Source organism: Caballeronia sp. INDeC2 (assembly GCF_023631325.1).
Lineage (GTDB): Bacteria > Pseudomonadota > Gammaproteobacteria > Burkholderiales > Burkholderiaceae > Caballeronia.
Map to the genome: position 1 here is coordinate 116548 of NZ_JALQDG010000003.1, position 23995 is coordinate 140542.

A 23995-nucleotide genomic window follows, 5' to 3' on the forward strand; every position below is an offset into this window, starting at 1 on the left:
GCCGTTCATCATAGCAAAGGACGATTCATGGAAGAAAGCAAGAAAGGCCCGGCTGGGATGACTGCGGAAAAGAGCAAGGCCCTGGCCGCCGCGCTCTCGCAGATCGAAAAGCAATTCGGCAAAGGGTCGATCATGCGGCTCGGCGCAGGTGAGGCGGTCGAAGACATTCAGGTGGTTTCCACCGGTTCGCTCGGACTGGACATCGCGCTCGGCGTGGGCGGCTTGCCGCGCGGCCGCGTCGTGGAAATCTACGGTCCGGAGTCGTCGGGTAAGACCACGCTCACGCTGCAAGTAATCGCGGAGATGCAGAAGCTCGGCGGCACGGCGGCGTTCATCGACGCGGAACACGCGCTCGACGTGCAATACGCGCAAAAGCTCGGCGTGAATGCGCAGGATCTGCTGATCTCGCAGCCGGACACGGGCGAGCAGGCGCTGGAAATCGCGGATGCCCTGGTGCGCTCCGGCTCCATCGACATGATCGTCATCGACTCGGTCGCGGCGCTCGTGCCGAAAGCGGAAATCGAAGGCGAAATGGGCGATTCGCTCCCGGGTCTGCAAGCGCGTCTGATGTCGCAGGCGCTGCGCAAGCTCACCGGCACGATCAAGCGCACGAACTGCCTCGTGATCTTCATCAACCAGATCCGCATGAAGATCGGCGTGATGTTCGGCAATCCGGAAACCACCACGGGCGGTAACGCGCTCAAGTTCTATTCGTCGGTGCGTCTGGATATCCGCCGTATCGGATCGATCAAGAAGAACGACGAAGTCATCGGTAACGAGACGCGCGTGAAGGTCGTGAAGAACAAGGTGTCGCCGCCGTTCCGCGAAGCCATCTTCGACATCCTGTACGGCGAAGGCATTTCGCGTCAGGGCGAAATCATCGATCTCGGCGTGCAGGCGAAGTTGGTCGACAAGGCCGGCGCCTGGTACAGCTACAACGGCGATCGTATCGGTCAGGGCAAGGACAACGCGCGTGAATTCCTGCGCGAGAATCCGGACATCGCACGCGAGATCGAGAACAAGATCCGCGAATCGCTGGGTGTCGCCGCGCTGGGCGAGGCTGTCGTCGCAGGCGCCGCAACGGCCGACGACGAGTAAGCATCGGGCGTGAAGGACGATGCAGAAACGCCGGTTCGGATCGAAGGCTGACACGGCGGATGAGGCAACCGGCAACGGTTCCGAGTCTGCCGATCGCTACGAACGAAGCAGCGAGCGGCGCGGTGCATCGTCGAAGTCCGGCGGCTTCAAACGAAGTGACAAGCAGCGCGCCGACGCGAAGTCATTCGCGTCGGCGCGTCGCGTTTTTGAGCCCGCTAAAAACAATGAAAGTGGCGTAGATGCAAACGATCGCGCCGGGCGTCTGGAGCAAGCGCGCGCTTTACTGAAGCAGGCCGCCGAGCAGCCGAGGACGCGTCCCGCTGATCGCGTGCCACAGCATGCGACGCCTGAAAGCAAGCCTTCCGAACCCGAGCCGATTCCCTTCACGGATTCCTTCGAAGACGCCGATCCTTTCGAGCCCTTCGAACAGTGCGCGCCTTCCGAACAGCCACTCGTCGAATCGGGCGAACCGGTCTACAGCCGCTCCAGTCAGCGCACTCGAAAGACTTCGGCAAGTGAAGTCAACAATCCCAAACGCCCGCAACGCTCGCTGAAAGGGCGCGCGCTCGCGTTTCTCTCGCGGCGCGAATACAGCCGCGCGGAGTTGTTGCGCAAGCTGCGTCCGTACGTCGACGAAGCCGATACGCTCGAATCCTTGCTAGACGACCTCGAGCGCGATGGCTGGCTGTCGAACGAGCGCTTCGTCGAGAGCGTCGTGCATCGGCGGGCGTCGCGCATGGGCGGCAGCAGGATCATCAACGAGTTGAAGCGGCATGCCGTCGGTGAGTCGCTCATCAGCGAAACCGCCGACAAACTCGCGCGGTCCGAAGCCGCGCGCGCCCAGGCCGTGTGGGAGAAGAAGTACGGCGTGGCGCCCGAGACGCCCGCCGAACGGGCGAAGCAGGCGCGCTTTCTCGCCGCGCGCGGTTTTTCGAGCGGCACGATCGGCAAGATCCTGAAGGGCGGCGACGAGGACTGGAGCGAAGAGATCGTCGACGACTGAGCGTCCTCCATTTGCGGCGAACCGCACGCGCGTTTCATTCGCGACCCGTATGCCCGGCTCCAAATACCCAATATGCTAAAATTCCACGGTTTTCCCCGTACCGGCTCACTTCCAGCATGCCTCTCTCGCCTCCCGCTCCCCGACAATTGCGCCACCGTCGCGCGATTCGGCTGGAAGCGTTCGAGCGTGACGATGGCCTGTGGGATATCGAAGCCTGTCTAACCGATGAGAAGCCGCGCGACTTTCGCCTCGCGACGGGCGTCCGGCCACACGGCCTGCCGATCCATGAACTCTGGCTGCGCATCACCATCGACCGCAAGCTCACCATCGTCGACGTCGAAGCATCGTCGGACCGGTCGCCCTATGGCGGTCTGTGCGCCGAGTCCAATCCGGTTTATCGCAAGCTCATCGGGCTCAATCTGCTCCAAAGTTTTCGCCGCGAAGCCAACAAGCTGCTGCGCGGCGCGGCCGGCTGTACGCATCTCACCGAGTTGTGCGGCGTCTTGCCGACCGCGGCCATCCAGGCATTCGCGGGCGACGTCTGGAAGATCGAGGACGGCAACCCGTTCAATCCGTCCGACGCCGCCAATCCCTCCACGACCGCACCGCAAGACGAGCCGCCGTTCCAGCTCGGGCGATGCCACGCGCTGCGTTTCGACGGTCCCGCGGTCAAGGAGTATTACCCGCGCTGGTTCGGCTACGCACCCGCCGGGCAAACGGATGCCGGCGCAACGGCGCAGGACAGGGCGGAGAAAAAGTCCGCCTCGTAGCGCGCAGGCAGCGCTTGCGCGTACGCACGGAAGTCAAACGAGAATCGAAAAAATCAGCGGTTCAACCACATAGAAGTTCACTCCAACTCTCAGACTGAAGGAATCACGCATGAAGATTCACGAGTACCAGGGTAAGGAAATCCTGCGGAAATTCGGCGTCGCGGTCCCGCGCGGCAAACCCGTGTTCTCGGTGGATGATGCGGTCAAGGCCGCGGAAGAGCTGGGCGGCCCGGTTTGGGTCGTCAAGGCGCAGATTCACGCCGGCGGCCGCGGTAAGGGCGGCGGCGTGAAGGTCGCGAAGTCGATCGAGCAGGTCCGCGAATACGCGAACCAGATCCTCGGCATGCAGCTCGTCACGCACCAGACCGGTCCCGAAGGCCAGAAGGTGAATCGCCTGCTGATCGAAGAAGGCGCGGACATCAAGAAGGAACTGTACGTCGGCCTCGTGCTCGATCGCGTTTCGCAGAAGATCGTCGTGATGGCGTCGAGCGAAGGCGGCATGGACATCGAAGAAGTCGCGGAAAAGACGCCCGAGCTGCTGCACAAGTTCGCCGTCGAGCCGTCGACGGGTCTGCAAGACGCAGACGCCGACGACCTCGCACGCAAGATCGGCATCCCCGATGCTTCGATTCCGCAAGCGCGTGCGATCCTGCAAGGTCTGTACAAGGCGTTCTACGAAACCGACGCATCGCTCGCGGAAATCAACCCGCTGATCGTGACCGGCGACGGCAAGGTCATCGCGCTCGACGCCAAGTTCAACTTCGATTCGAACGCGCTCTTCCGTCATCCGGAAATCGTCGCGTACCGCGATCTGGACGAAGAAGATCCGGCTGAAGTCGAAGCGTCGAAGTTCGACCTCGCGTACATCTCGCTCGACGGCAACATCGGCTGTCTCGTGAACGGCGCGGGCCTGGCGATGGCGACGATGGACACCATCAAGCTCTTCGGCGGAGAGCCGGCCAACTTCCTCGACGTCGGCGGCGGCGCGACGACCGAGAAGGTGACCGAAGCGTTCAAGCTGATGCTGAAGAACCCGAACCTCAAGGCCATTCTCGTGAACATCTTCGGCGGCATCATGCGCTGCGACGTGATCGCGGAAGGCGTGATCGCGGCATCGAAGGCAGTGCATCTGCAAGTGCCGCTCGTCGTGCGCATGAAGGGCACGAACGAAGACCTCGGCAAGAAGATGCTGGCTGACTCGGGCTTGCCGATCATCTCGGCGGACAGCATGGAAGAAGCCGCGCAGAAGGTCGTCGCGGCAGCCGAAGGCAAGTAAGCGCGTTTCGCTTACTGAGCCTAAGAGAGCGTTCCACCAGATACGAATGGCGGCGCAGGGCGCGAGCTCGAGCGACGCCAAACGAACAGAGGTCACTACATGTCGATTCTGATCAACAAAGACACGAAGGTCATCACGCAGGGCATCACCGGCAAGACCGGCCAGTTCCACACGCGCGCGTGCCGCGAATACGCGAACGGCCGTGAGGCCTACGTCGCGGGCGTGAACCCGAAGAAAGCCGGCGAAGACTTCGAAGGCATTCCCATCTATGCGTCCGTCAAGGAAGCGAAGGCCGAAACCGGCGCGACCGTTTCGGTGATCTACGTGCCGCCCGCGGGCGCGGCCGCCGCGATCTGGGAAGCCGTCGAGGCCGATCTCGATCTCGCGATCTGCATCACGGAAGGCATTCCGGTTCGCGACATGCTCGAAATCAAGGACCGCATGCGCCGCGAGAACCGCAAGACGCTGCTGCTCGGACCGAACTGCCCCGGCACGATCACGCCGGACGAGCTGAAGATCGGCATCATGCCGGGTCACATCCACAAGAAAGGCCGCATCGGCGTGGTGTCGCGCTCGGGCACGCTGACGTATGAAGCGGTCGGCCAGTTGACGGCGCTGGGCCTCGGCCAGTCGTCGGCGGTGGGCATCGGTGGCGATCCGATCAATGGTCTCAAGCACATCGACGTGATGAAGATGTTCAACGACGATCCGGAAACGGACGCCGTCATCATGATCGGCGAGATCGGTGGTCCGGACGAAGCGAACGCTGCTCACTGGATCAAGGACAACATGAAGAAGCCGGTCGTCGGCTTCATCGCGGGGGTGACGGCGCCTCCGGGCAAGCGCATGGGCCATGCCGGCGCGCTGATCTCGGGCGGCGCGGACACGGCTGACGCGAAGCTGGAAATCATGGACGCGTGCGGCATCAAGGTCACGAAGAATCCGTCCGAGATGGCGCGTCTGCTGAAGTCGGTTCTCTGACATCGCGCGGGCAGAATACGCGAGGGTTTGGTACTCTTACTGATTCCTTTCGTATAAGCAAAAAAGCGAGGGAGCGTTGCTTCCTCGCTTTTTTTATTTTTGCCTCATGTTCGAATTCTTCTCGACGCTTCACTGGGGCGCGGTCGTCCAGATCATCGTGATCGACATCCTGCTCGGCGGCGACAACGCCGTCGTGATCGCGCTCGCGTGCCGCAATTTGCCCGATCAACAGCGCACGCGCGGCATCGTGCTCGGTACGCTCGGCGCGATCATTCTGCGCGTCGTGCTGATCGCGTTCGCGGTGATGTTGCTCGACGTCCCGTTCCTCAAGTTTCTGGGCGGCACGCTGCTCTTGTGGATCGGCGTGAAGCTGATGCAGCCGGATCACGACGAGCATCAGATCACCGCATCTGACCGGCTTTGGGCGGCGGTGAAGACGATCATCATCGCGGATGCCGTGATGAGCCTCGACAACGTGATCGCGATCGCCGGCGCGGCCGAAGCCGCCGATCCGCATCATCGGCTCGCACTGGTCATTTTCGGGCTGATCGTGAGCATTCCGCTCATCGTGTGGGGCAGCACGCTGGTGCTGAAGCTGCTCGACCGTTTCCCGGTCGTCGTGCTGTTGGGCGCGGGGCTGCTCGGATGGATCGCGGGCGGACTGATCATCGACGATCCGTTCATCGACCGGTGGCCCGCGCTCAATACCGAGCTCGCCGGCTATGCGGCACGCGTCGCCGGCGCGCTGTTCGTTCTCGGGCTGGGCTGGCTGCTCAAGCGCCGCGCGCTCGCCGAGGGCAATCGCGCGGCTGGCTGAGCGCGCGTCCGCGAAGTCTCCTAGGCCGTTCGGCCGACTGTTGCCCGTTGCGCTCCTTCAATACGATCGAAGCGTCCTGACCGCATTGCGCGGCAGGGCGCTTTTTTGATTTCTTGGAGCAGCAATGACGACGATGGCTTGTGGTTCAAACGCGCCGTGCGAACGGCGTGCAGGGTGGTTCGGGAAGCGCGCGCACGAAGTTCTGACGCGCGGCTTCACGCTGATCGAATTGATGATCGTGCTTGCGATCGTCGGCGTGGTCGCGGCGTATGCGATCCCCGCCTATCAGGATTATCTGGCGCGAAGCCGCGTGGGCGAGGGCATCACGCTCGCGGCGGCGGCGCGGCTCGCGGTGGCTGAGAACGCGTCGAGCGGGGCGGATCTCGCGGGCGGCTTCGCATCGCCGCCGGGCACGCGCAACGTCGAGTCCATTCGCGTCGACAGCGACACCGGGCAGATCACGATCGCCTACACGACGCGCGTCGCGCCCGCGGGCTCGAACACGCTGGTGCTCGTCCCGTCGACGCCCGATAACGCCGATACCCCGACCGCGCGCGTCGCGCTCAGCCGTGGCGTCGTCCAGGCGGGCTCCGTGACATGGGAATGCTTCGCGGCCGCGAAGACGGATTCGTCACTGCCCGCGCCGGGCGCCGGCCCGTTGCCCGTGCAGGCAGCGACGCTCCGGGCGAACCTTGCTCCGCCGGAGTGCCGCGCGTAAGCGGTGCGAAAGATCGGGACGAGAGGTAGGCGCGGCCGCGGATCCAAGGCGCCGCCGCGTCGTTTTTGCGCGAAAAGCAGCGATTTCGTAGCAATTCCGGCCGTTCGACGGACAGCGCGGGCAAAGTTTTGTATAGTGCGCCGGTTGCCGACGTTCCCTGTCCCTCATGCCTTCCCAATACGCACGCTTTCTCTGCTTCGCCGTCCTGTGTCTTGCGTTGACGATTCCTTTCGCGGTCGTCAACCACACGTATCCGATTCCGACTTTCTACGCCGAATACAGTGCCCTTGCGCTCTACCTGGCGCTCGGGGCGACGGTCGCGCTGCTGGTGCGCGTGTCCGAGCCCAAGGTGCCGTTCGCGTCGCCGGTCGTCGCCCTGATGCCGCTCGCGTTCGGCTTGCTGCTCGTCGCGCAGACGCTGCTGTTGCCGGTCGCGCAGCCATCGATGAACTGGCTCGGCGGCGCGTATCTGCTCGCTTCGTTCGTCGCGGTGCATACGGGCTTCGGACTCGTGCGGGCGGGGCTCGCGGAGAAGACGCTGCGAATCGGCGCGGCGGCGCTGATGGTCGGCGGACTGTTCGCGGTCTTCTGCCAGATCGTGCAGTTGCTGCATCTCGAAGTGAAGTTCACGCCGTTCGTGGTTGCGTACAACGTGATGGTCGAAAGGCGTCCTTTCGGCAATATGGCGCAGGCGAATCACCTCGCGACCGTGATTTCCTTTGCGCTGGCGGCGGCGCTGTATTTCGTGCAGGCGCGGCGGCTGCCGATCGGGTTGTGGCTGATTCTGTCGGCGGTGTATTCGCTCGGGCTCGCGCTCACGGTGTCGCGCGGACCGTGGCTGCAAACGGCGGTGATCGTCGTTGGCGGATTCTGGATGGCGTTCGTTATCGGGCGTCCGGTTGCATCGGAAGGGTTCGACGGGCCGGGCCGCCGCGACGTGCGTGCGTGGATCGTCCCGATTCTGCTTGCAATCGTCTTCTTCGCCGTGAACGCGGCGGTGCGCTGGGCGAATGTGCGCTACGACTTCGGGCTTGCGCAATCGGCCGCGGAGCGCATGCAGGAAGCCAGCCAGATCGCGCCGCGCCTCGCGCTCTGGAAATACGGCTGGACGATGTTCAAGACGCATCCGCTATTGGGCGTCGGCTGGGGCGAGTTTCCGCGTTATCAGTTCGATCTCGTCCGCGATCTCGGCGGCGTGGAGATTGCGAATAATGCGCACGATATCTTCATCGACTTGCTCGCGAAAACGGGTGCGCTCGGCATGGCGATTCTCGTCGCGGGCATCGTGTTCTGGCTGATTCGCGTGGTGCGTGCGCCGCAGACGCCAGCGCGCATTTTCGGGCTGTCGCTGCTCGGCGTGCTCATGATGCACGCGCTCGTCGAGTATCCGCAGCAGTACATGTTCTTTCTGATGCCGGCGATGCTCGTCATCGGGCTGCTGGAGACGCGTCCGCTGCGGCTCGTCGCGCGTCCACTGTCGTATGGCGTGTACGTCGTGCTCGTGCTCGGCGGGCTCGCGGCGCTTTATCCGACGATGCGCGACTACAACCGCGCCGAAGTGCTCTATTACGGATCGCGGCCGGCGGAGCAGTATCGCGACAATCCGTCGTTCCTGTTCACGGCGTGGGGCGAATACGGTGCGGCGACGCTGTTGCCGATCAACGCGCAGAACGTCGAGGAGAAGCTGGCCGCGCATCGGAAGGCGATCGCGTTATTGCCGGGTGAAACGGTTTTGCGCCGATACGCGGTGCTGCAGGCGCTTGCGGGACAACGCGCCGAAGCGCTCGATACGATGGCGCGGCTGAAGATCTTCGCGACGCAGCTGCACGACTGGCCGAAGCAGCTTTCCGCCGTCTACGATCTGATCGATGAGGCGGGCGCGCCGCTGGCTTCCTTCAAGGCGGACCTGGTGAAACTGTATGGGGTGCCGGCGCGGAGTCAGGAGCCGTCGGCGGACGATGACGAGGAGTGAGCGAGATCAGAGTGTCGGCGATGCGTCGTCCGCGACCCAATCCCCGGATTTGCCGCCATGCTTCTCCATCACCCTCACATTCGTGATCGTCATCCCGCGATCCACCGCCTTGCACATGTCATAAACGGTGAGCAACCCCACCTGCACGGCAGTCAGCGCTTCCATCTCCACCCCCGTGCGCCCGACCGTCTCCACGCGCACCTCGCAATGCACGCCGGGCAGCGCTTCATCGATCGTGAAATCCACCGCGACGCGCGTCAGCGCCAGCGGATGACACAGCGGGATCAAATCCGCCGTGCGCTTCGCCCCCTGAATCGCGGCGATGCGCGCGACGCCGAGCACGTCGCCTTTTTTCGCGCGGCCTTCGCGGATCAGCGCGAGCGTGCCGTCGAGCATCGCGATCGAGCCGCGCGCCACGGCAACGCGCCGCGTCTCGTTCTTTGCGCCGACATCGACCATGTGCGCCTCGCCGGCGGCATCGAAATGAGTGAGTCCGGACATAGCGTCTCCTTCGAGTGGGCGCCTATCATACCAGCGTGATTTCGCGCGGTTTTCGCGAAACGTCACGGTCCGGCGCGACGCCCCGCGCGCAACACTTGATACGATAAGCTCGTTTTTGTTTTCGAGCCGACCATCGGCGCTTCGACCGTTTCGCGCCATGCATCCGATACGTCCGAGCCGCGTGCTCATCGCCCAGCTGTGTATCGCTCTCGCCATGCCGCACGCGGCGCTGGCGCAGTCGGGCTCGCCTTCTGCCAGTTCGACCGGCACGCTCGCCGCGTCGCAACTGCGCTCATCGCAAGAAAACAGCGAAGTGCCCGCCAACGTCGCAGAAGGCGTGTTCGGCGTCTACGGCGGCGCCGAAAGCCGTTTCGCGAATCGCCCCGGCACGATGTCCGGCCTGCGCGCGCCGCTCTCGTCGGTGCAGCTTCCGGATCTCGGCGATGGCTCCGGCGGTTCGCTGACCCCGCAAGCCGAGCGCAAGGTCGGCGAACGGATGATGCGCGAAGTGCGCGCCGATCCCGACTATCTCGACGACTGGCTGCTGCGCGATTACCTCGATTCGATTTCGTCGAAGCTCTCCGCCGCCGCGGCCGTGCAGTATCTCGGCGGCTATCGGCCCGATTTCGACCTCTTCGCCGTGCGCGATCCGCAGATCAACGCGTTTTCGATGCCGGGCGGCTTCATCGGCGTGAATACCGGCCTGATCGCCGCGACGCAGACCGAGTCGGAACTGGCGTCGGTGATCGGCCATGAAATGGGGCACGTGCTTCAGCGCCACATCGCGCGCATGCTCGGCACGCAGGAAAAGAGCACCTACGCCGCGCTCGCCGCGATGGTCGCCGGCATGCTCGCGGGGCTGCTCGCGCATAGCGGCGACCTGGGCATGGGCATCGCGATGGGCGGGCAGGCGTTCGCCGTCGACAATCAATTGCGCTTCTCGCGCGCGGCCGAGCACGAAGCGGATCGCGTCGGCTTCCAGATGCTCACCGCCGCCGGCTACGATCCGTACGCGATGGCCGCGTTCTTCGAGCGCCTCGACCGCGCGTCGATGGCCGATAACGGCGTGCCGCCCTACGTCCGCACGCATCCGCTCACGACCGACCGCATCGCCGACATGGAAGGCCGCGCGCGGCGCGTGCCGTACCGGCAGCCGCGTCAATCCGCCGAATATGCGTTCGTGCGCGCCCGCGCGCGCGTGTTGCAGGTGAATTACGCGAGCGACTATCGCGAGGTCGCGAGCCGGCTCAAATCGGAGATCGAGGATCAGACGGCGCTCAATCCGGCGTCGAACTGGTATGGGATCGCGCTTGCGCAATCGTTGATGGGCAATTATGACGCCGCCAACGACGCACTCGCCAAGGCGCGCAAGCTGTTCGAGGGCGAGGAGGCGAGCGCGGCGGCGGCATCGGCGCAGGTCCAGCAGGAGGATCGCGTGCGTGCGTCGCAGGAAACGGCCGTGAATGCACCGCCCGTGACTGCGCGCAAGGGCGGCGAGCCATCGCTGCGCAACGCGGATCCGTCGATGATCGCGACGCCGCTCAACAACGCACGCGCGGCGCTGAATCTCGGCCACGCGCCGCAGCCGCAGCCGGAGTCGACGCCGCCGGCGAAGCCTCCTCGCGCGAGCAGCGACATCGCGCTTGCGCCGGTTCACGTGGAAGCCCGATCGGCTCCCGCGCCGAAACCTCAGAGCGCGCCGCAAGCGCCACGCAGCACGCCGAGCCTCGACGTGCTCGCCGCCGACATCGCGCGGCGCGCGGGCCGCAACGACGACGCGATCCGCCTCGCGGACATCGCGCAGAAACGCTGGCCGGAATCGCACGCGGCCGTCGACGTGCATCTGCAGGCGCTGCTTTCGGCGCGCCGTTTTGCCGACGCGCAGACGCTCGCGCGCCGCGAAACGCGCGCCGAGCCGACGCGCCCCGACTGGTGGTTCTATCTCGCGCAGGCGAGCGCGGGTCTGAACGATCCGCTGCAACAGCATCAGGCGATGGCCGAGAAGTTCGCGCTGGACGGCGCGTGGCCGTCCGCGATCCGGCAACTGAAGGAAGCGCGCGATGTGAAGACCGCGAGCTTCTACGATCTATCGACGATTTCCGCGCGGCTGCGCGATTTCGAAACGCGCTACAAGGAAGAGCGCGAGCTGGAGAAGAACAGCTAGATCAGTCGTCTTTCGCGGCGGCGGCGCGGGCGGCGGGACTCGCGATGAAGCCGAAGCGCGTCGCGACATCGGCGCGGGCGATCGGCTGCACGGGCAGATCGGCGCCATCGCGCCAGTGGAAAACGCCGCCCGTGCCCGCATCGTCGAGCGAAGCGTGATTCGCGAACAGTTCGAGATCGTGATCGTGCACGGCGGCCACGCGCGCGGGCGACGCGTCAGCGGAAAAGAGGATGCCGCCTTCATCGTCGATGAACGCGTGCGCTGGCTCGAACGCCGTGCCGGCCTGATCGGTCAGGCGCAATGCGCCGTCTGCCGCGTGCAGGCGGACGATCCACGGTGTATAGGCCAGCTCCACGTACACGCGCTGCGGTCCGTTCTGGAAGAACCACTGGCCGTCGGCGTCGCTTTCGTAGTTGCGGTTGATGAAGCCCAGCAGCGCCTCATGCCGGATCGGCGTGCCGAGTTCGCCGGCGGCCTGCGCGGCGTCGTCGCGCATGCGCCACTGGCCGCGCCGGTCGAGCAGCAGCCAGCCCGTGCAATGGGGAACGTTGGGCCATTTGGCGAGCGCCTGCTTGACGATTTCATCCATGATCGTTCACGATACGAAATTCTCCAGATAACCGAACACGCGCAGCGACAGCCAGTCGATCCGGCCTGGAAACGGCCCTGTCATGAAGCCGACGTGCCCGCCGTGGTTCGGCTGGTCGAGCGTGACGCGCTCGGATACTTCAGCAAGCGACGGCAGCGCGAACTCGGGCAGAAACGGATCGTTGCGCGCATTCAGAAGCAGCGCGGGCACTTCGATGTGCTTCAGATGCGCGCGGATGGTCGCGGTCGACCAATAGTGATCGGTGTCGCGAAAGCCGTGCAGCGGCGCGGTGACGACGTTGTCGAACTCGTACAGCGTGCGCGCGGCGAGCACGGCGTCGCGATCGTAGAGACCGGGATACTGGCCGAGCTTCGCGAGCGCCTTCTTTTTCAGCGACTTCAGGAAGCTGCGCGTATAGACCATGCCGAAGCCCTGCGAGATCGCGAGGCCGCCCGCGTGGACGTCGAGCGGCGCGGAGATGGCCGCGGCCGCGCTGACGATCGACGCATCCTTGCCGCTCTGACACAGCCAGTGCAAGAGCACGTTGCCGCCGAGCGATACGCCCGCCGCGACGATCGGCCCGGGATGCGATTGTGCAAGCCGGCGCAGAATCCAGTCGACTTCGGCGCTGTCCGCGAGATGGTAAAAGCGCGGCAAGAGGTTGAGCGGGCCGCTGCAACTGCGAAAGTGCGGCACGACGCCGTGCCAGCCGCGCGCGCGGGCGGCGGCCATTATCGTGCGGGCGTAGTGCGAGTCGGAATTGCCTTCGAGGCCGTGAAAGAGCACGAAGAGCGGGGCGTTCGCGGCGGGATGATCGTTCGGATCGGCGCAATCGTGCGTGAGGAAGTCGAGATCGATGAAATCGCCATCGGGCGTGTTCCAGCGCTCGCGCCGATAACGCACATCGGGTTTTCGGCCGAACAGCGCAGGGACGATGGTCTGCGCGTGACTCGTCGGCAGCCAGCGCGGCGCGTTGTACAGCCAGTCCGCGCCCGGCAGCGCCGGCGCGCGCGCGGTTGCCTTCAATGCTACGGCAGGCGCTTTGTCCACGAATGACGAATCGTGTTTCATCAACGGATCGCGCTTCATGGCCCCTCCCCGACATTCAAATCTTTAATGCAGCGGTCCCTGACCATGCCGCAGTTTGGCCGCGAACTGGCCGGCCGTTTCCAGCGGCATCTCGCTCGCGTGAATATGCGCGATGCGCCACTCGCCGCGCTCGTGAACCATCACGTAAGTCGTGTAGATCATGCGCGGTACACTCGCGGGCGCGGCCGGCTGATGCGCCTCGGCGATCGCATACACGACCGTGCCCAGGCTGTCGTACACGCGGATATCGAGCGGCTCGATGGTCACCGCCTGCGTTTCGAATTGCTTGCCGAGACCCGCGCGGATGCTTTCCAGCCCGTGCAGATGCGTGCCGTCCGCGCAGACGCACGTGGCGAACTCCTCGTCGATCCACAACGACATCACACTGTCGATGCTGTTGTCCGCGACTGCCTGATAGTAAGCGTTGAGAGTATCGGCGGCGGCTTCGAAGAGGCGGGCGAAACGTGGCATGGCTCGTGGGTCTCTGGCATTCGGTGCTCGGCGCCGCGTGAAGCCGCTGATGGCGGCAGGCGACAAAACGGCGCGCTGCATCGGTCATTGGTCAAAGCATGCCCCCGTTCGGAGACATTCGCGTGTCCGCACCCGCACACACGGCTGGAAACCGTCGAGTGGACACGCGTTTTCGACGCGTGCCCGCAACATCAACGATGTGCGAGCAGCATGCCGCGCAAATCGCCGAAGACCTGTTCGGCAGAGAGTTCGCGAAGGCAGTTCAGATGGCCGAGCGGACACTCGCGGGCAAAGCACGGACTGCATTCAAGATGCAGCCATTGTACCTTTGCGAGATCGGACAAGGGCGGCGTATGGCGCGGATCGGTCGAGCCGTAGACCGCGACGAGCGGCCGGCGCGACGCGGCCGCGACGTGCATCAGCCCCGAATCGTTGGTGACGACCGCGCTCGCCCGCGAAATGAGCGCGCATGCTTCGCCCAGCGAGGTCTGGCCGCACAGGTTGCGCACCATCGGCGCGCGCTCCGCGATGGCCTGCGCGATCGGCGCATCCTTCTTCGAGCCGAGCGCGATGATGCGCGCATACGGAAACGACTGCGCGATGAAATGCGCAAGCGACGCGAAATGCTCCGGCGGCCAGCGCTTGGCCGGGCCGTACTCCGCGCCGGGACAGAACACGACGAGCGGCGCTCGCGTGTCGAGATTGAAGCGCGTCGAGACGCGCGCGGCTTCGTTCGGATCGAATTCGAGACGCGGCACGGGAAGCGTCTGCGCCTCGGGCTCCGCGGCCGCATCGGGCTGGGCGAATCTGTCGATGAACGGCAGCTTCGCGCCCGGCGCATAGGCGAGCGCGGCGTAATGCGCGGTCATCGGCGGACGCTCGGTCTTCGGCGGGTTCGCGTGCCGCACGTTCAAGAGCCCGTAGCGGCTCTCGCCCGTATAACCGATGCGCAAATTGATGCCCGCCATCCACGGAACCAGCGCGGATTTGACGGAGTTGGGCAGCACGTAGGCGGCGTCGTAGCCGACATCGCGCAAATCGCTCGCGAGCTGCCAGCGGCGCAGCAGTTGCAGCTTGCCGTGGGCGAGATCCGTCGCGTAGACGTCGCGGATCTCGGGCATGCGTTCGAGCACGGGCGCGACCCAGCCCGGCGCGACGGCATCGATCGCGATGCGCGGATGCAGCTTGCGCAAGAGCGTAAAGAGCGGCTGCGCCATCAATGCGTCACCGATCCAGTTCGGTGCTATAACCAGCGCACGGCGCATCTGTCGTTATCCGATCTCAAAATGAACGCGGCCCGCCGCCTTGGGGCGGGTCGTCGATTGTCGTGGGTATGACGTGCGCCTTTTGCTACGGCGCGGAAACAGGGGCGGGGCCCCGGCGGTTCCTAGTGACCGCCCTTGAGCACTTCGCCGTCTTTCAGCTTGTAGCGCGTGCCGCAGTACGGGCAGCGCGCTTCGCCGTGCGTCACGTCGATGAACACGCGCGGATGCGTGCTCCAGCGCTGCATTTTCGGGTTCGGGCAGAAGGCGGGCAGATCTTTCGCCGACAATTCCACCAGCGGCATTTCCTTCAGGTCGCTCATTGCTATCTCTTGTCAGATGTCCAGCGCGCGGCGAGCGTTCGGGCCGCCGCGTCGCATGAGGTCGGTTAAACCTTCGCGAGCCAGCTCGCGTACTTCTCGTTCTTGCCGCCGACGACGTCGAAGAACGCGCTTTGCAGCATCGAAGTGATCGGCCCGCGCTTGCCGGAACCGATGGTGCGGTTGTCGAGTTCGCGGATCGGCGTGACTTCGGCGGCGGTACCGGTGAAGAACGCTTCGTCGCAGGTGTAGACCTCGTCGCGAGTGATGCGCTTTTCGATGACCGGGATGCCGAAGTCGCGCGCGAGCGTAATGACCGTGTCGCGCGTGATGCCGTCGAGGCACGAGGCCAGGTCCGGCGTGTAGATCTTGCCGTTGTTCACGAGGAAGAAGTTCTCGCCGGAGCCTTCGGACACGTAACCGTCCACGTCCAGCAGCAGGGCTTCGTCGTAGCCGTCGGCGACGGCTTCCTGATTCGCGAGAATCGAGTTCACGTACCAGCCGGACGCTTTCGCGCGCACCATCGACACGTTCACGTGATGGCGCGTGAACGACGAGGTCTTCACGCGGATGCCCTTCGCGAGCCCGTCTTCGCCGAGATATGCGCCCCACGGCCACGCGGCGATGGCCACGTGGATCGTGTTGCCCTTGGCCGACACGCCGAGCTTTTCCGAGCCGACCCAGATGATCGGGCGGATATAGCAGCTTTCCAGATTGTTCGCCTTGACCACTTCGAGTTGCGCGGCTTCGAGCGTGGCGGCGTCGAAGGGGACGTCCATCTGGAAGATCTTCGCCGAGTTCAGCAGGCGCTTCGTGTGTTCCTTCAGGCGGAAGATGGCCGTGCCCTGCGCGGTCTTGTACGCGCGCACGCCTTCGAAAACGCCCATGCCGTAATGCAACGTGTGGGTCAGAACGTGGATCTTGGCATCACGCCAGTCGATCAGCTTGCCATCCATCCAGATCTTGCCGTCGCGGTCGGCCATTGACATACGGTTCTCCTAGCTGTCTCGGTTCAAGTGAATTCGGCTGGCCGCCCACTTTCCGAAGGGGCGGCGGCGCCCGGCGCGCTTTCTTGCTCGGGTTCCGTTGGCAAGACGCGCGTCGAGGACGCCAAAGGCGTGAAAGACCGTCATTTTAGCGTCTTTTGGTGACGAAACCGATCTTGGAGCGCCTTTCACGACGCTATAATTTGCCTTTCGCCGTCCGCTGAAAAAAGCGGAATGAAACGGCGAAGCTCACCATTTTCCGATTTTCCCGGTTTTTCCCGATCCGTCGCGCAATCGATCGAGGCCGCGCAATGGCATCACGGGTTGTCTTATTCGCCTCGCATCCGCCTCGCATTCGCTCATGCTCGACCGGCTGTCCGACACGAATCGCCGCGCGTTTTTCGAGGGCGTGCGCACCTTCTCTCCCGCCGTCCTGGCGACGTTCTCCTGGGGTCTCGTCACCGGCGTCGCGATGACGAAGTCCGTGCTCACCGTGCCGCAGGCGCTCGGCATGTCGTTCGCGGTGTACGCGGGCTCGTCGCAGCTTGCGGTGCTGCCGCTCTTCGCCGCGAAGCTGCCGCTCTGGACGATTCTCCTGACCGCCGCGATGGTGAACCTGCGCTTCGTCATCTTCAGCGCGGGGCTCGCGCCGCATTTCTCCTATCTGCCAATGAAGCGCCGCCTGCTGCTCGGCTATTTCAACGGCGACATCATCTACCTGATGTTCTCGAAACGGAATTTTCCGGTCGGCTGGCAACCCGGCAAGGAAGCGTTCTTCTGGGGACTGGCAGTGTCGAGCTGGCTGTCCTGGCAGAGTTCGTCGGTGATCGGGATTCTGCTCGCGAGCCTGATCCCCGATGACTGGGGCCTCGAACTCGCGGGCACGCTCGCGCTGATTCCGCTCATCGTTTCCGCGATCGCCACGCGCTCGACGCTCGCGGCTGTGGCCGTCGCCAGCGTGGTCGCGCTGCTGGCGTTCGATTTGCCGTATCGCTTCGGCTTACCGCTCGCGGTGTTCGCGGCGCTGTGCGCGGGCACGCTCGCCGACGTGATCGCCGAGCGCACCAGTCCCAAGCAGGCCGCCGAAAAGAAAGCAGACAGGCCCGCCGCCACGGGGCCCCTCCGATGAGCGCCCTGCATGTCTGGCTCGCAATTCTCGGCATGGGCCTCGTCACCGCGATCACGCGCGCGCTCTTTCTGATCGGCGGGGAACGCATGGTGCTGCCGCCGCGCGTGCAGCGCGTGCTGCGCTACGCGCCGGCCGCGGCGCTCGCGGGCGTCGTCGTGCCGGACTTGCTGGAGACGTCGGCGGGCTTTTCGCTCGCGTTGTCGAACCATGCGCTGTGGGCGTCGGCGGCCGGGCTCGCGTACTACCTGTGGCGGCGCGGGATGATGGGCACGATCGCCGTCGGCATGATCGTGTTCACGCTGCTGCGGCTTGCGGTCTGAGGGCGCTACGCACGTGCCGCATGCGTCGCCGCCAAATACGCGTCATCAACGATTGCCCGCTAAAAGCGGACAGGGCGATCGGTTAAAATGATGGTCTTTCCCGAGTGAGCGAGGTCGAAAGTGTCTCCGGCAGTCACCGCGCCAGGGTGGTCCAACTCGTTTCCCAATCCGCCGCTCCCGGCTGCGCGCACGCATCTGCGCACGCGCCCGGGCGCGCCCGGCGCGCCGCTCAGGATTCATCTGTCCGATCCCTTTCTCCCGCTTCCTGCACGCGCGTTCGGCTTCACCGCGCGGCCTTCGCCTCCAGCTTGATCCGCGCGCGAGCCGTCCTGCCCGACGGCTTCCGCGCGGCGACTCCACGAACCGGCCGCCCCGACGGCCGTCTCCGCCCGAACCGCTTCCTTATTTACGTTGACTCCCATGACGAAAGTACTGCGTTTCACCGATCTGATCGCCGAAGGCAAAGTCTCCGGCAAGCGTGTGTTCATCCGCGCGGATCTCAACGTGCCGCAAGACGATGACGGCAACATCACCGAAGACACGCGCGTGCGCGCCTCGGTCCCGGCGATCAAGGCCGCCCTCGACGCGGGCGCGGCCGTGATGGTCACGTCCCATCTAGGCCGCCCGACCGAAGGCCAGTTCAAGCCGGAAGACTCGCTCGCGCCGGTCGCGAAGCGTCTGTCGGAACTGCTCGGCCGCGACGTGCCGCTCGTCACCGACTGGGTCGATGGCGTCCAGGTCGAGCCGGGCAACGTCGTGCTGCTGGAAAACTGCCGCTGCAACAAGGGCGAGAAGAAGAACGACGACGGCCTCGCGCAGAAAATGGCGAAGCTCTGCGACGTCTACGTGAACGACGCGTTCGGTACCGCGCACCGCGCCGAAGCCACGACGCACGGCATCGCGAAGTACGCGAGCGTCGCGTGCGCAGGCCCGCTGCTCGCCGCCGAACTCGACGCGCTCGGCAAGGCGCTCGGCAACCCGAAGCGTCCGCTCGTCGCGATCGTCGCGGGCTCGAAGGTATCGACCAAGCTCACCATTCTGAAGTCGCTCGCCGAGAAGGTCGACCAGCTGATCGTCGGCGGCGGCATTGCGAATACGTTCATGCTGGCGTCGGGTCTCAAGATCGGCAAGTCGCTCGCTGAAGCCGATCTCGTCGACGAAGCGAAGGAAATCATCGAGCAGGCGCGCACGCGCGGCGCATCCGTGCCGATTCCGAGCGATGTCGTGACGGCCAAGGAATTCGCGCCGACCGCAAAGGCGGAGATCAAGCCCGTCGCGGATGTCGCCGACGACGACCTGATCCTCGACATCGGCCCGGATACGGCCAAGGCGCTCGCGGCGCAGCTCGAAACGGCCGGCACGATCGTGTGGAACGGTCCGGTCGGCGTGTTCGAATTCGACCAGTTCGGCAACGGCACGAAGACGCTCGCGCAGGCAATCGCCAATTCGTCGGCGTTCTCGATCGCGGGCGGCGGCGACACGCTCGCGGCCATCGCGAAGTACGGCATCCACGACAAGGTGAGCTACATCTCGACCGGCGGCGGCGCGTTCCTGGAGTTTCTGGAAGGCAAGAAGCTGCCCGCGGTTGAAGTGCTCGAGTCGCGGGCTTAAGACGTTGGCGGCCCGAGGCAATCCGGCGAAAGCAGGGAAGAAGGGCGCGCAAGCAGCCGGCGGCGCGCAAGACGAGGAAATCGAAAATGGCGGCCAGCTCGACGCCACGGCTCAAGCCGCTTTGGCAATCGCGGAAGCGGCGCAACCAGATCCGGCAGCACCCGAAGGCGAACCCGCAATGCGGCAAACGCCTCCGGTCATCATCGGCGGCATGCCCGCCCATGCCCTGAAGGACATCGACAAAGCGACGCCGGCACGAACCGGCGCGCGCGCGCAGCCGGTGAGCAACACCTCACCCCAAGCGCAACGTGCTCGCAGCGTAGTTACGGGCGATCCTACTGAGACGAGGAATTCCATGCATCGCGCTACAAAGATTGTTGCCACCATCGGCCCGGCTTCCACGAGCCCGGACATCCTGCTGCAAATGCTGCAGGCGGGCCTCGACGTCGTACGTTTCAACTTCTCGCACGGCACCGCCGACGACCATCGCCAGCGCGCCGAAATAGTCCGCGACGCGGCGCGTCAGGTCGGCCGCGAAGTCGCGATCATGGCGGACCTGCAAGGCCCGAAGATCCGCGTCGGCAAGTTCGAGAACAACAAGACGATGCTCGTCGCGGGCAATCCGTTCATCCTCGACGCCAATTGCACGCTCGGCAACAACGAGCGCGTCGGCCTCGACTACAAGGATCTGCCGCGCGACCTGCGCGCGGGCGACGTGCTGCTTCTCAACGACGGCCTCATCGTGCTCGACGTGACGCGCGTGATCGGCGAGGAAATCCACACGACGGTGAAGGTCGGCGGCGAGCTCTCGAACAACAAGGGCATCAACCGCCAGGGCGGCGGCCTCACCGCCCCCGCACTGACCGAGAAGGACATGGAGGACATCAAGACGGCGATGTCGCTCGGCGCGGATTTCGTCGCCGTGTCGTTCCCGAAAAACGCGACGGACATGGAAATGGCGCGCCAGCTCGCAAACATCGCGGGCGCGCCGTACGGCATCAAGCCGAAGATGATCGCGAAGATCGAGCGCGCCGAAGCGATTCCGGCGTTGCAGGGCATTCTCGACGCATCGGACGGCATCATGGTCGCGCGCGGCGATCTCGCGGTGGAAGTGGGCAACGCGGCGGTGCCGGCGCTGCAAAAGCGCATGATCCGCATGGCGCGCGAGTCGAACAAGCTCGTGATCACCGCCACGCAGATGATGGAATCGATGATTCACGCACCCGTGCCGACGCGCGCCGAAGTGTCGGACGTGGCGAACGCCGTGCTCGACGGCACCGACGCCGTGATGCTCTCCGCCGAAACCGCGGCGGGCAAGTATCCGGTGACGACCATCGAGACGATGGCCGCCATCTGCGTCGAAGCGGAGAAGTCGGAAGAGTCGCAGCTCGATCGCGATTTCCTCGACCGCACGTTCACGCGCATCGACCAGTCCATCGCGATGGGCGCGCTCTTCACCGCGTTTCACCTGGGCGCGAAGGCCGTGGTCGCGTTGACCGAATCCGGCTCGACCGCGCTGTGGATGTCGCGTCACTGGACGCACGTGCCGATCTTCGCGCTGACGCCGCGCGTGTCGAGCGAGCGCACGATGTCGCTGTACCGCAACGTGACGCCGCTGCACCTCGACACGAACATGGATCGCGACACCGCGCTGAATCAGGCGCTCGAAGTGGTCGTGTCGAAGGGCTACGCGGCGCGCGGCGACATGGTCGTGCTGACGGTCGGCGAGCCGATGGGTCAGGCGGGCGGTACGAACACGCTGAAAATCGTGCGTGTGGGCGATCATTTCTAAGCGTTTTTGAGAAAGCTGCGCGGTCAAGCGCCGCGCTATTCGTCGCAAGTCCGGAGCGCCCGCTGTCCAGCAGCGGCGGGCGCTCGATCAAGCGCGCGAGACGACGCGGAAGAATGCGTCAGTCGAAGCAACCATCAAGCCGAAAACCGCCCGAGAGCGGAATCGAGCGCGCAAAGGCCTGTTTGCCTATGGAACGATCATGCGTTGCCCTTTACAGGGCAACCCCGTGGGAACGCCGGAAATCAGCCGCATGGCGGCGTCGTGCGTCGCTTGTTTGGCGCACAAACGGCGCTCCTTACTTCTTGCCCTGCGGCTGATTTCAGACGTTCGCAAGACCGTTCCATAGGCAAACAGGCCTCGCATTCGTTTCACATCAAGGAGTTTCACCACAATGCCTCTCGTATCAATGCGTCAACTGCTGGATCACGCGGCCGAACACGGCTACGGCCTTCCGGCATTCAACGTCAACAATCTGGAACAGGTGCAGGCAATCATGTCGGCCGCGAACGAGGTGAACGCGCCCGTCATCATGCAGGCGTCCGCCGGCGCGCGTAAGTACGCGGGCGAAGCGTTCCTGCGCCATCTGATCGAAGCGGCCGTCGAGTCGTATCCGCATATTCCGGTCGTGATGCATCAGGATCACGGCCAGTCGCCGGCCGTGTGCATGGCCGCGATCCGCTCCGGCTTCACGAGCGTGATGATGGACGGTTCGCTCGAAGCCGACGGCAAGACCGTCGCGTCGTACGACTACAACGTCGCGGTGTCGAAGCAGGTCGTGGAGTTCTCGCATTCGATCGGCGTCACCGTCGAAGCGGAGCTGGGCGTGCTCGGCTCGCTCGAAACCATGAAGGGCGACAAGGAAGACGGCCACGGCGCCGAAGGCACGATGACGCGCGAGCAGCTTCTGACCGACGTCGAGCAGGCGGCCGACTTCGTGAAGCAGACGCAGTGCGATGCCCTGGCGATCGCCATCGGCACGTCGCACGGCGCGTACAAGTTCTCGAAGAAGCCGACGGGCGATATCCTCGCCATCGACCGCATCCGCGAAATCCACCAGCGCATTCCGAATACGCACCTCGTGATGCACGGTTCGTCGTCGGTGCCGCAGGAATTATTGGCCGAGATCCGCGAATTCGGCGGCGACATGAAGGAAACCTACGGCGTGCCGGTCGAAGAGATTCAGGAAGGCATCAAGCACGGCGTGCGCAAGGTGAACATCGATACCGACCTGCGCCTCGCGATCACCGGGGCGATTCGCCGCTATCTGTTCGAAAATCCGTCGAAGTTCGATCCGCGCGACTACCTGAAGCCCGCGCGCGAAGCGGCGAAGGAAATCTGCCGTCAGCGCTATATGCAGTTCGGCTGCGAGGGCATGGCGGGCAAGATCAAGCCGGTTTCGCTCGACAAGATCGCCGAGAAGTACAAGTCGGGCGCACTCGCGCAGATCGTGAAATAAAACGCGGTCGATTTGTAAAGTAAAATCAACGGGTTCCGGGTTCGGAGCCCGTTCGCTTTTTTCTCTCGCCGCGCTGTTTCAAAAGCGCGGCGTTAACCTTTTCAGCACCCTTCCGGTACATGACGATGTTCACGCTATACGAATCCACGATCAAATCGCTGCCGCTGCTCGGCCGCGGCAAGGTCCGCGACAACTACGCAGTCGGTCAGGACAAGCTCCTGATCGTCACGACCGACCGCCTTTCCGCATTCGATGTCGTCATGGGCGAGCCGATTCCGAACAAGGGCCGCGTGCTGAACACGATGGCCGATTTCTGGTTCGAGAAGCTCGGTCATATCGTGCCGAACCACAACACCGGCATCGATCCTTCGACTGTCGTCGCGCCCGACGAAGTCGAGCAGGTGAAGGGCCGTGCGGTCGTCGTGAAGCGCCTGGAGCCGATCCTCGTCGAAGCGGTCGTGCGCGGTTATCTCGCGGGCAGCGGCTGGAAGGACTATCAGGCGACGGGCGCGGTATGCGGCGTCGAACTGCCGCCGGGCCTGCAAAACGCGCAGAAACTGCCGGAGCCGATTTTCACGCCCGCGGCGAAGGCCGAAATGGGTCATCACGACGAAAACATCACCTACGATGAGATGGAGCGCCGCGTCGGCACCGAGCTGTCGGCGACAATCAAGCGCATCTCCATCCAGTTGTACAAGGAAGCGGCGGAGTACGCGGCGACGCGCGGCATCATCATCGCGGATACGAAATTCGAGTTCGGTCTCGACAACAAGGGCGAGCTGTATCTGATGGACGAAGTGCTGACCGCCGATTCGTCGCGCTTCTGGCCCGCCGATGGCTATCAGGTCGGCACGAATCCGCCGTCGTTCGACAAGCAGTTCGTGCGCGACTGGCTCGAAACGCAGCCGTGGAAGAAAGAGCCGCCCGCGCCGAAGCTGCCGGACGACGTGATCGCGAAGACGTCGGAAAAGTATCAGGAAGCGTTGCAGCGTCTCACTGGCAAGACTTTGTCGTAATTCGATACGTGCCGCTTCCGGGAAGCGGTACGCGCATTTCAAGGGAAAAAGGAATGAGCGAAGGACAGACCACGGAGCTGGCGGAAGGGCGCACGCACGAGCACACGCACGAAGCGCCGCTCGTCGGCGTGTTGATGGGCTCCAGCTCCGACTGGGACGTGATGAAGCACGCCGTCGCAATGCTTCAGGAATTCGGCGTGCCGTACGAGGCGAAAGTCGTGTCGGCGCATCGTATGCCGGACGAGATGTTCGCCTACGCCGAAAGCGCGCGTGAGCGCGGCGTGCGCGCGATCATCGCTGGCGCGGGCGGCGCGGCGCATCTGCCGGGCATGCTGGCCGCTAAAACCACCGTGCCGGTGCTCGGCGTGCCGGTGGCGAGCAAGTATCTGAAGGGCGTCGATTCGCTGCATTCGATCGTGCAGATGCCCAAGGGCGTGCCGGTCGCGACGTTCGCCATCGGCGAGGCGGGCGCGGCGAACGCGGCGCTGTTCGCGCTGTCGATGCTGGGCGTCACCGATCCCGACATTGCCGACGCACTGGCCGCTTTCCGTGTGAAGCAGAATCAGGCGGCGCGGGACATGGCGCTGCCGCCGCTTTGATGACCCCGCGCGCGGACCGCGCGTCGCGCAATCGCCGATGTCCACAGCCAGCCAC

23 protein-coding genes are annotated in these 23995 nt (G+C 64.5%); 16 read left to right on the forward strand and 7 right to left on the reverse strand.

Annotated elements, in window-relative coordinates; translation table 11 throughout:
- Positions 1-27: 27 nt before the first annotated feature.
- From recA to NCS28_RS02220, 8 genes are all read left to right on the forward strand, one after another.
- Positions 28-1098, forward strand: coding sequence for a recombinase RecA (gene recA / locus NCS28_RS02185; protein WP_061117714.1), 1071 nt, complete (start codon positions 28-30; stop codon positions 1096-1098).
- A 19-nt stretch (positions 1099-1117) separates the two neighbouring features.
- Entirely contained in the window at positions 1118-2101 is a 984-nt protein-coding gene (gene recX / locus NCS28_RS02190) for a recombination regulator RecX (RefSeq protein ID WP_250512247.1), read from the forward strand.
- Positions 2102-2217: 116 nt separating this feature from the next.
- On the forward strand, positions 2218-2871 hold the full coding sequence (locus NCS28_RS02195; protein WP_250512248.1) for a DUF2889 domain-containing protein: 654 nt from the start codon (positions 2218-2220) through the stop codon (positions 2869-2871).
- Positions 2872-2965: 94 nt separating this feature from the next.
- Positions 2966-4147, forward strand: a complete 1182-nt coding sequence (gene sucC / locus NCS28_RS02200; RefSeq protein ID WP_350029771.1) for an ADP-forming succinate--CoA ligase subunit beta — start codon at positions 2966-2968, stop codon at positions 4145-4147.
- A 99-nt stretch (positions 4148-4246) separates the two neighbouring features.
- On the forward strand, positions 4247-5128 hold the full coding sequence (gene sucD / locus NCS28_RS02205) for a succinate--CoA ligase subunit alpha (protein WP_087125795.1): 882 nt from the start codon (positions 4247-4249) through the stop codon (positions 5126-5128).
- Between the two features lie 106 nt (positions 5129-5234).
- A complete protein-coding gene (locus NCS28_RS02210; RefSeq protein ID WP_250512250.1) occupies positions 5235-5945 on the forward strand; it encodes a TerC family protein in 711 nt (236 codons plus the stop codon).
- A 124-nt stretch (positions 5946-6069) separates the two neighbouring features.
- Entirely contained in the window at positions 6070-6663 is a 594-nt protein-coding gene (locus NCS28_RS02215; RefSeq protein WP_284504734.1) for a pilin, read from the forward strand.
- A gap of 166 nt (positions 6664-6829) precedes the next feature.
- Positions 6830-8635, forward strand: coding sequence for a PglL family O-oligosaccharyltransferase (locus tag NCS28_RS02220; protein ID WP_250512251.1), 1806 nt, complete (start codon positions 6830-6832; stop codon positions 8633-8635).
- Positions 8636-8641: 6 nt separating this feature from the next.
- Here NCS28_RS02220 and moaC read toward each other — a convergent pair whose 3' ends face one another.
- Complete coding sequence (gene moaC, locus NCS28_RS02225; RefSeq protein ID WP_250512252.1) at positions 8642-9136, reverse strand: cyclic pyranopterin monophosphate synthase MoaC; 495 nt, start codon at positions 9134-9136, stop codon at positions 8642-8644.
- Positions 9137-9302: 166 nt separating this feature from the next.
- On the opposite strand from moaC, the gene NCS28_RS02230 reads away from it, so the two are divergent.
- Positions 9303-11300 (forward strand): M48 family metalloprotease, encoded by a 1998-nt coding sequence (locus NCS28_RS02230; RefSeq protein ID WP_502801150.1) that lies wholly within the window; start codon positions 9303-9305, stop codon positions 11298-11300.
- Position 11301: 1 nt separating this feature from the next.
- On the opposite strand, the gene NCS28_RS02235 is transcribed toward NCS28_RS02230, so the two are convergent.
- The 6 genes from NCS28_RS02235 to NCS28_RS02260 form a co-directional block, all read right to left on the reverse strand.
- A complete protein-coding gene (locus NCS28_RS02235) occupies positions 11302-11889 on the reverse strand; it encodes a DUF2946 family protein (RefSeq protein WP_250512254.1) in 588 nt (195 codons plus the stop codon).
- Between the two features lie 6 nt (positions 11890-11895).
- On the reverse strand, positions 11896-12978 hold the full coding sequence (locus NCS28_RS02240) for a YheT family hydrolase (RefSeq protein WP_250512255.1): 1083 nt from the start codon (positions 12976-12978) through the stop codon (positions 11896-11898).
- Between the two features lie 24 nt (positions 12979-13002).
- The gene (locus NCS28_RS02245) at positions 13003-13449 is read right to left on the reverse strand and encodes a nuclear transport factor 2 family protein (protein ID WP_250512256.1); all 447 of its coding nucleotides are present in this window, start codon (positions 13447-13449) and stop codon (positions 13003-13005) included.
- 191 nt (positions 13450-13640) lie between these two features.
- Positions 13641-14714 carry a lipopolysaccharide heptosyltransferase II gene (gene waaF / locus NCS28_RS02250; RefSeq protein WP_250512257.1) on the reverse strand — a complete coding sequence of 358 codons (1074 nt, stop codon included), beginning with the start codon at positions 14712-14714 and terminating at the stop codon, positions 13641-13643.
- Between the two features lie 122 nt (positions 14715-14836).
- Positions 14837-15034 (reverse strand): zinc-finger domain-containing protein, encoded by a 198-nt coding sequence (locus tag NCS28_RS02255; protein WP_008351333.1) that lies wholly within the window; start codon positions 15032-15034, stop codon positions 14837-14839.
- 65 nt (positions 15035-15099) lie between these two features.
- On the reverse strand, positions 15100-16020 hold the full coding sequence (locus NCS28_RS02260; protein ID WP_250512258.1) for a branched-chain amino acid transaminase: 921 nt from the start codon (positions 16018-16020) through the stop codon (positions 15100-15102).
- Between the two features lie 358 nt (positions 16021-16378).
- Between NCS28_RS02260 and NCS28_RS02265 the strand changes: the two genes are divergently transcribed.
- From NCS28_RS02265 to purE, 7 genes are all read left to right on the forward strand, one after another.
- Positions 16379-17146 (forward strand): AzlC family ABC transporter permease, encoded by a 768-nt coding sequence (locus NCS28_RS02265; RefSeq protein ID WP_250512259.1) that lies wholly within the window; start codon positions 16379-16381, stop codon positions 17144-17146.
- Positions 17143-17466 carry an AzlD domain-containing protein gene (locus NCS28_RS02270; protein ID WP_250512260.1) on the forward strand — a complete coding sequence of 108 codons (324 nt, stop codon included), beginning with the start codon at positions 17143-17145 and terminating at the stop codon, positions 17464-17466. The genes NCS28_RS02265 and NCS28_RS02270 overlap by 4 nt, the downstream gene beginning before the upstream one ends.
- A gap of 420 nt (positions 17467-17886) precedes the next feature.
- Complete coding sequence (locus tag NCS28_RS02275) at positions 17887-19077, forward strand: phosphoglycerate kinase (RefSeq protein ID WP_250512261.1); 1191 nt, start codon at positions 17887-17889, stop codon at positions 19075-19077.
- A gap of 355 nt (positions 19078-19432) precedes the next feature.
- Positions 19433-20869: a pyruvate kinase gene (gene pyk, locus NCS28_RS02280; RefSeq protein WP_250512262.1), complete on the forward strand. Its 1437-nt coding sequence runs from the start codon at positions 19433-19435 to the stop codon at positions 20867-20869.
- 391 nt (positions 20870-21260) lie between these two features.
- On the forward strand, positions 21261-22325 hold the full coding sequence (gene fba / locus NCS28_RS02285) for a class II fructose-bisphosphate aldolase (protein WP_250512263.1): 1065 nt from the start codon (positions 21261-21263) through the stop codon (positions 22323-22325).
- 125 nt (positions 22326-22450) lie between these two features.
- A complete protein-coding gene (locus NCS28_RS02290; RefSeq protein WP_250512264.1) occupies positions 22451-23341 on the forward strand; it encodes a phosphoribosylaminoimidazolesuccinocarboxamide synthase in 891 nt (296 codons plus the stop codon).
- Between the two features lie 53 nt (positions 23342-23394).
- Positions 23395-23940 (forward strand): 5-(carboxyamino)imidazole ribonucleotide mutase, encoded by a 546-nt coding sequence (gene purE, locus NCS28_RS02295; protein ID WP_250512265.1) that lies wholly within the window; start codon positions 23395-23397, stop codon positions 23938-23940.
- Positions 23941-23995 lie beyond the last annotated feature (55 nt).

Excerpts from the sequence above, each read along its gene's own strand:
- purE (WP_250512265.1), top strand. The coding sequence starts at position 23,395 with ATGAGCGAAGGACAGACCACGGAGCTGGCGGAAGGGCGCACGCACGAG.
- moaC (WP_250512252.1), bottom strand. The coding sequence starts at position 9,136 with ATGTCCGGACTCACTCATTTCGATGCCGCCGGCGAGGCGCACATGGTC.
- NCS28_RS02215 (WP_284504734.1), top strand. The coding sequence starts at position 6,070 with ATGACGACGATGGCTTGTGGTTCAAACGCGCCGTGCGAACGGCGTGCA.
- waaF (WP_250512257.1), bottom strand. The coding sequence starts at position 14,714 with ATGCGCCGTGCGCTGGTTATAGCACCGAACTGGATCGGTGACGCATTG.
- NCS28_RS02220 (WP_250512251.1), top strand. The coding sequence starts at position 6,830 with ATGCCTTCCCAATACGCACGCTTTCTCTGCTTCGCCGTCCTGTGTCTT.
- NCS28_RS02275 (WP_250512261.1), top strand. The coding sequence starts at position 17,887 with ATGACGAAAGTACTGCGTTTCACCGATCTGATCGCCGAAGGCAAAGTC.
- NCS28_RS02265 (WP_250512259.1), top strand. The coding sequence starts at position 16,379 with ATGCTCGACCGGCTGTCCGACACGAATCGCCGCGCGTTTTTCGAGGGC.
- NCS28_RS02210 (WP_250512250.1), top strand. The coding sequence starts at position 5,235 with ATGTTCGAATTCTTCTCGACGCTTCACTGGGGCGCGGTCGTCCAGATC.
- NCS28_RS02195 (WP_250512248.1), top strand. The coding sequence starts at position 2,218 with ATGCCTCTCTCGCCTCCCGCTCCCCGACAATTGCGCCACCGTCGCGCG.
- NCS28_RS02290 (WP_250512264.1), top strand. The coding sequence starts at position 22,451 with ATGTTCACGCTATACGAATCCACGATCAAATCGCTGCCGCTGCTCGGC.
- NCS28_RS02260 (WP_250512258.1), bottom strand. The coding sequence starts at position 16,020 with ATGTCAATGGCCGACCGCGACGGCAAGATCTGGATGGATGGCAAGCTG.
- NCS28_RS02240 (WP_250512255.1), bottom strand. The coding sequence starts at position 12,978 with ATGAAGCGCGATCCGTTGATGAAACACGATTCGTCATTCGTGGACAAA.
- pyk (WP_250512262.1), top strand. The coding sequence starts at position 19,433 with ATGCATCGCGCTACAAAGATTGTTGCCACCATCGGCCCGGCTTCCACG.
- recX (WP_250512247.1), top strand. The coding sequence starts at position 1,118 with ATGCAGAAACGCCGGTTCGGATCGAAGGCTGACACGGCGGATGAGGCA.
- NCS28_RS02255 (WP_008351333.1), bottom strand. The coding sequence starts at position 15,034 with ATGAGCGACCTGAAGGAAATGCCGCTGGTGGAATTGTCGGCGAAAGAT.
- fba (WP_250512263.1), top strand. The coding sequence starts at position 21,261 with ATGCCTCTCGTATCAATGCGTCAACTGCTGGATCACGCGGCCGAACAC.
- NCS28_RS02235 (WP_250512254.1), bottom strand. The coding sequence starts at position 11,889 with ATGGATGAAATCGTCAAGCAGGCGCTCGCCAAATGGCCCAACGTTCCC.
- sucD (WP_087125795.1), top strand. The coding sequence starts at position 4,247 with ATGTCGATTCTGATCAACAAAGACACGAAGGTCATCACGCAGGGCATC.
- NCS28_RS02245 (WP_250512256.1), bottom strand. The coding sequence starts at position 13,449 with ATGCCACGTTTCGCCCGCCTCTTCGAAGCCGCCGCCGATACTCTCAAC.
- recA (WP_061117714.1), top strand. The coding sequence starts at position 28 with ATGGAAGAAAGCAAGAAAGGCCCGGCTGGGATGACTGCGGAAAAGAGC.
- NCS28_RS02270 (WP_250512260.1), top strand. The coding sequence starts at position 17,143 with ATGAGCGCCCTGCATGTCTGGCTCGCAATTCTCGGCATGGGCCTCGTC.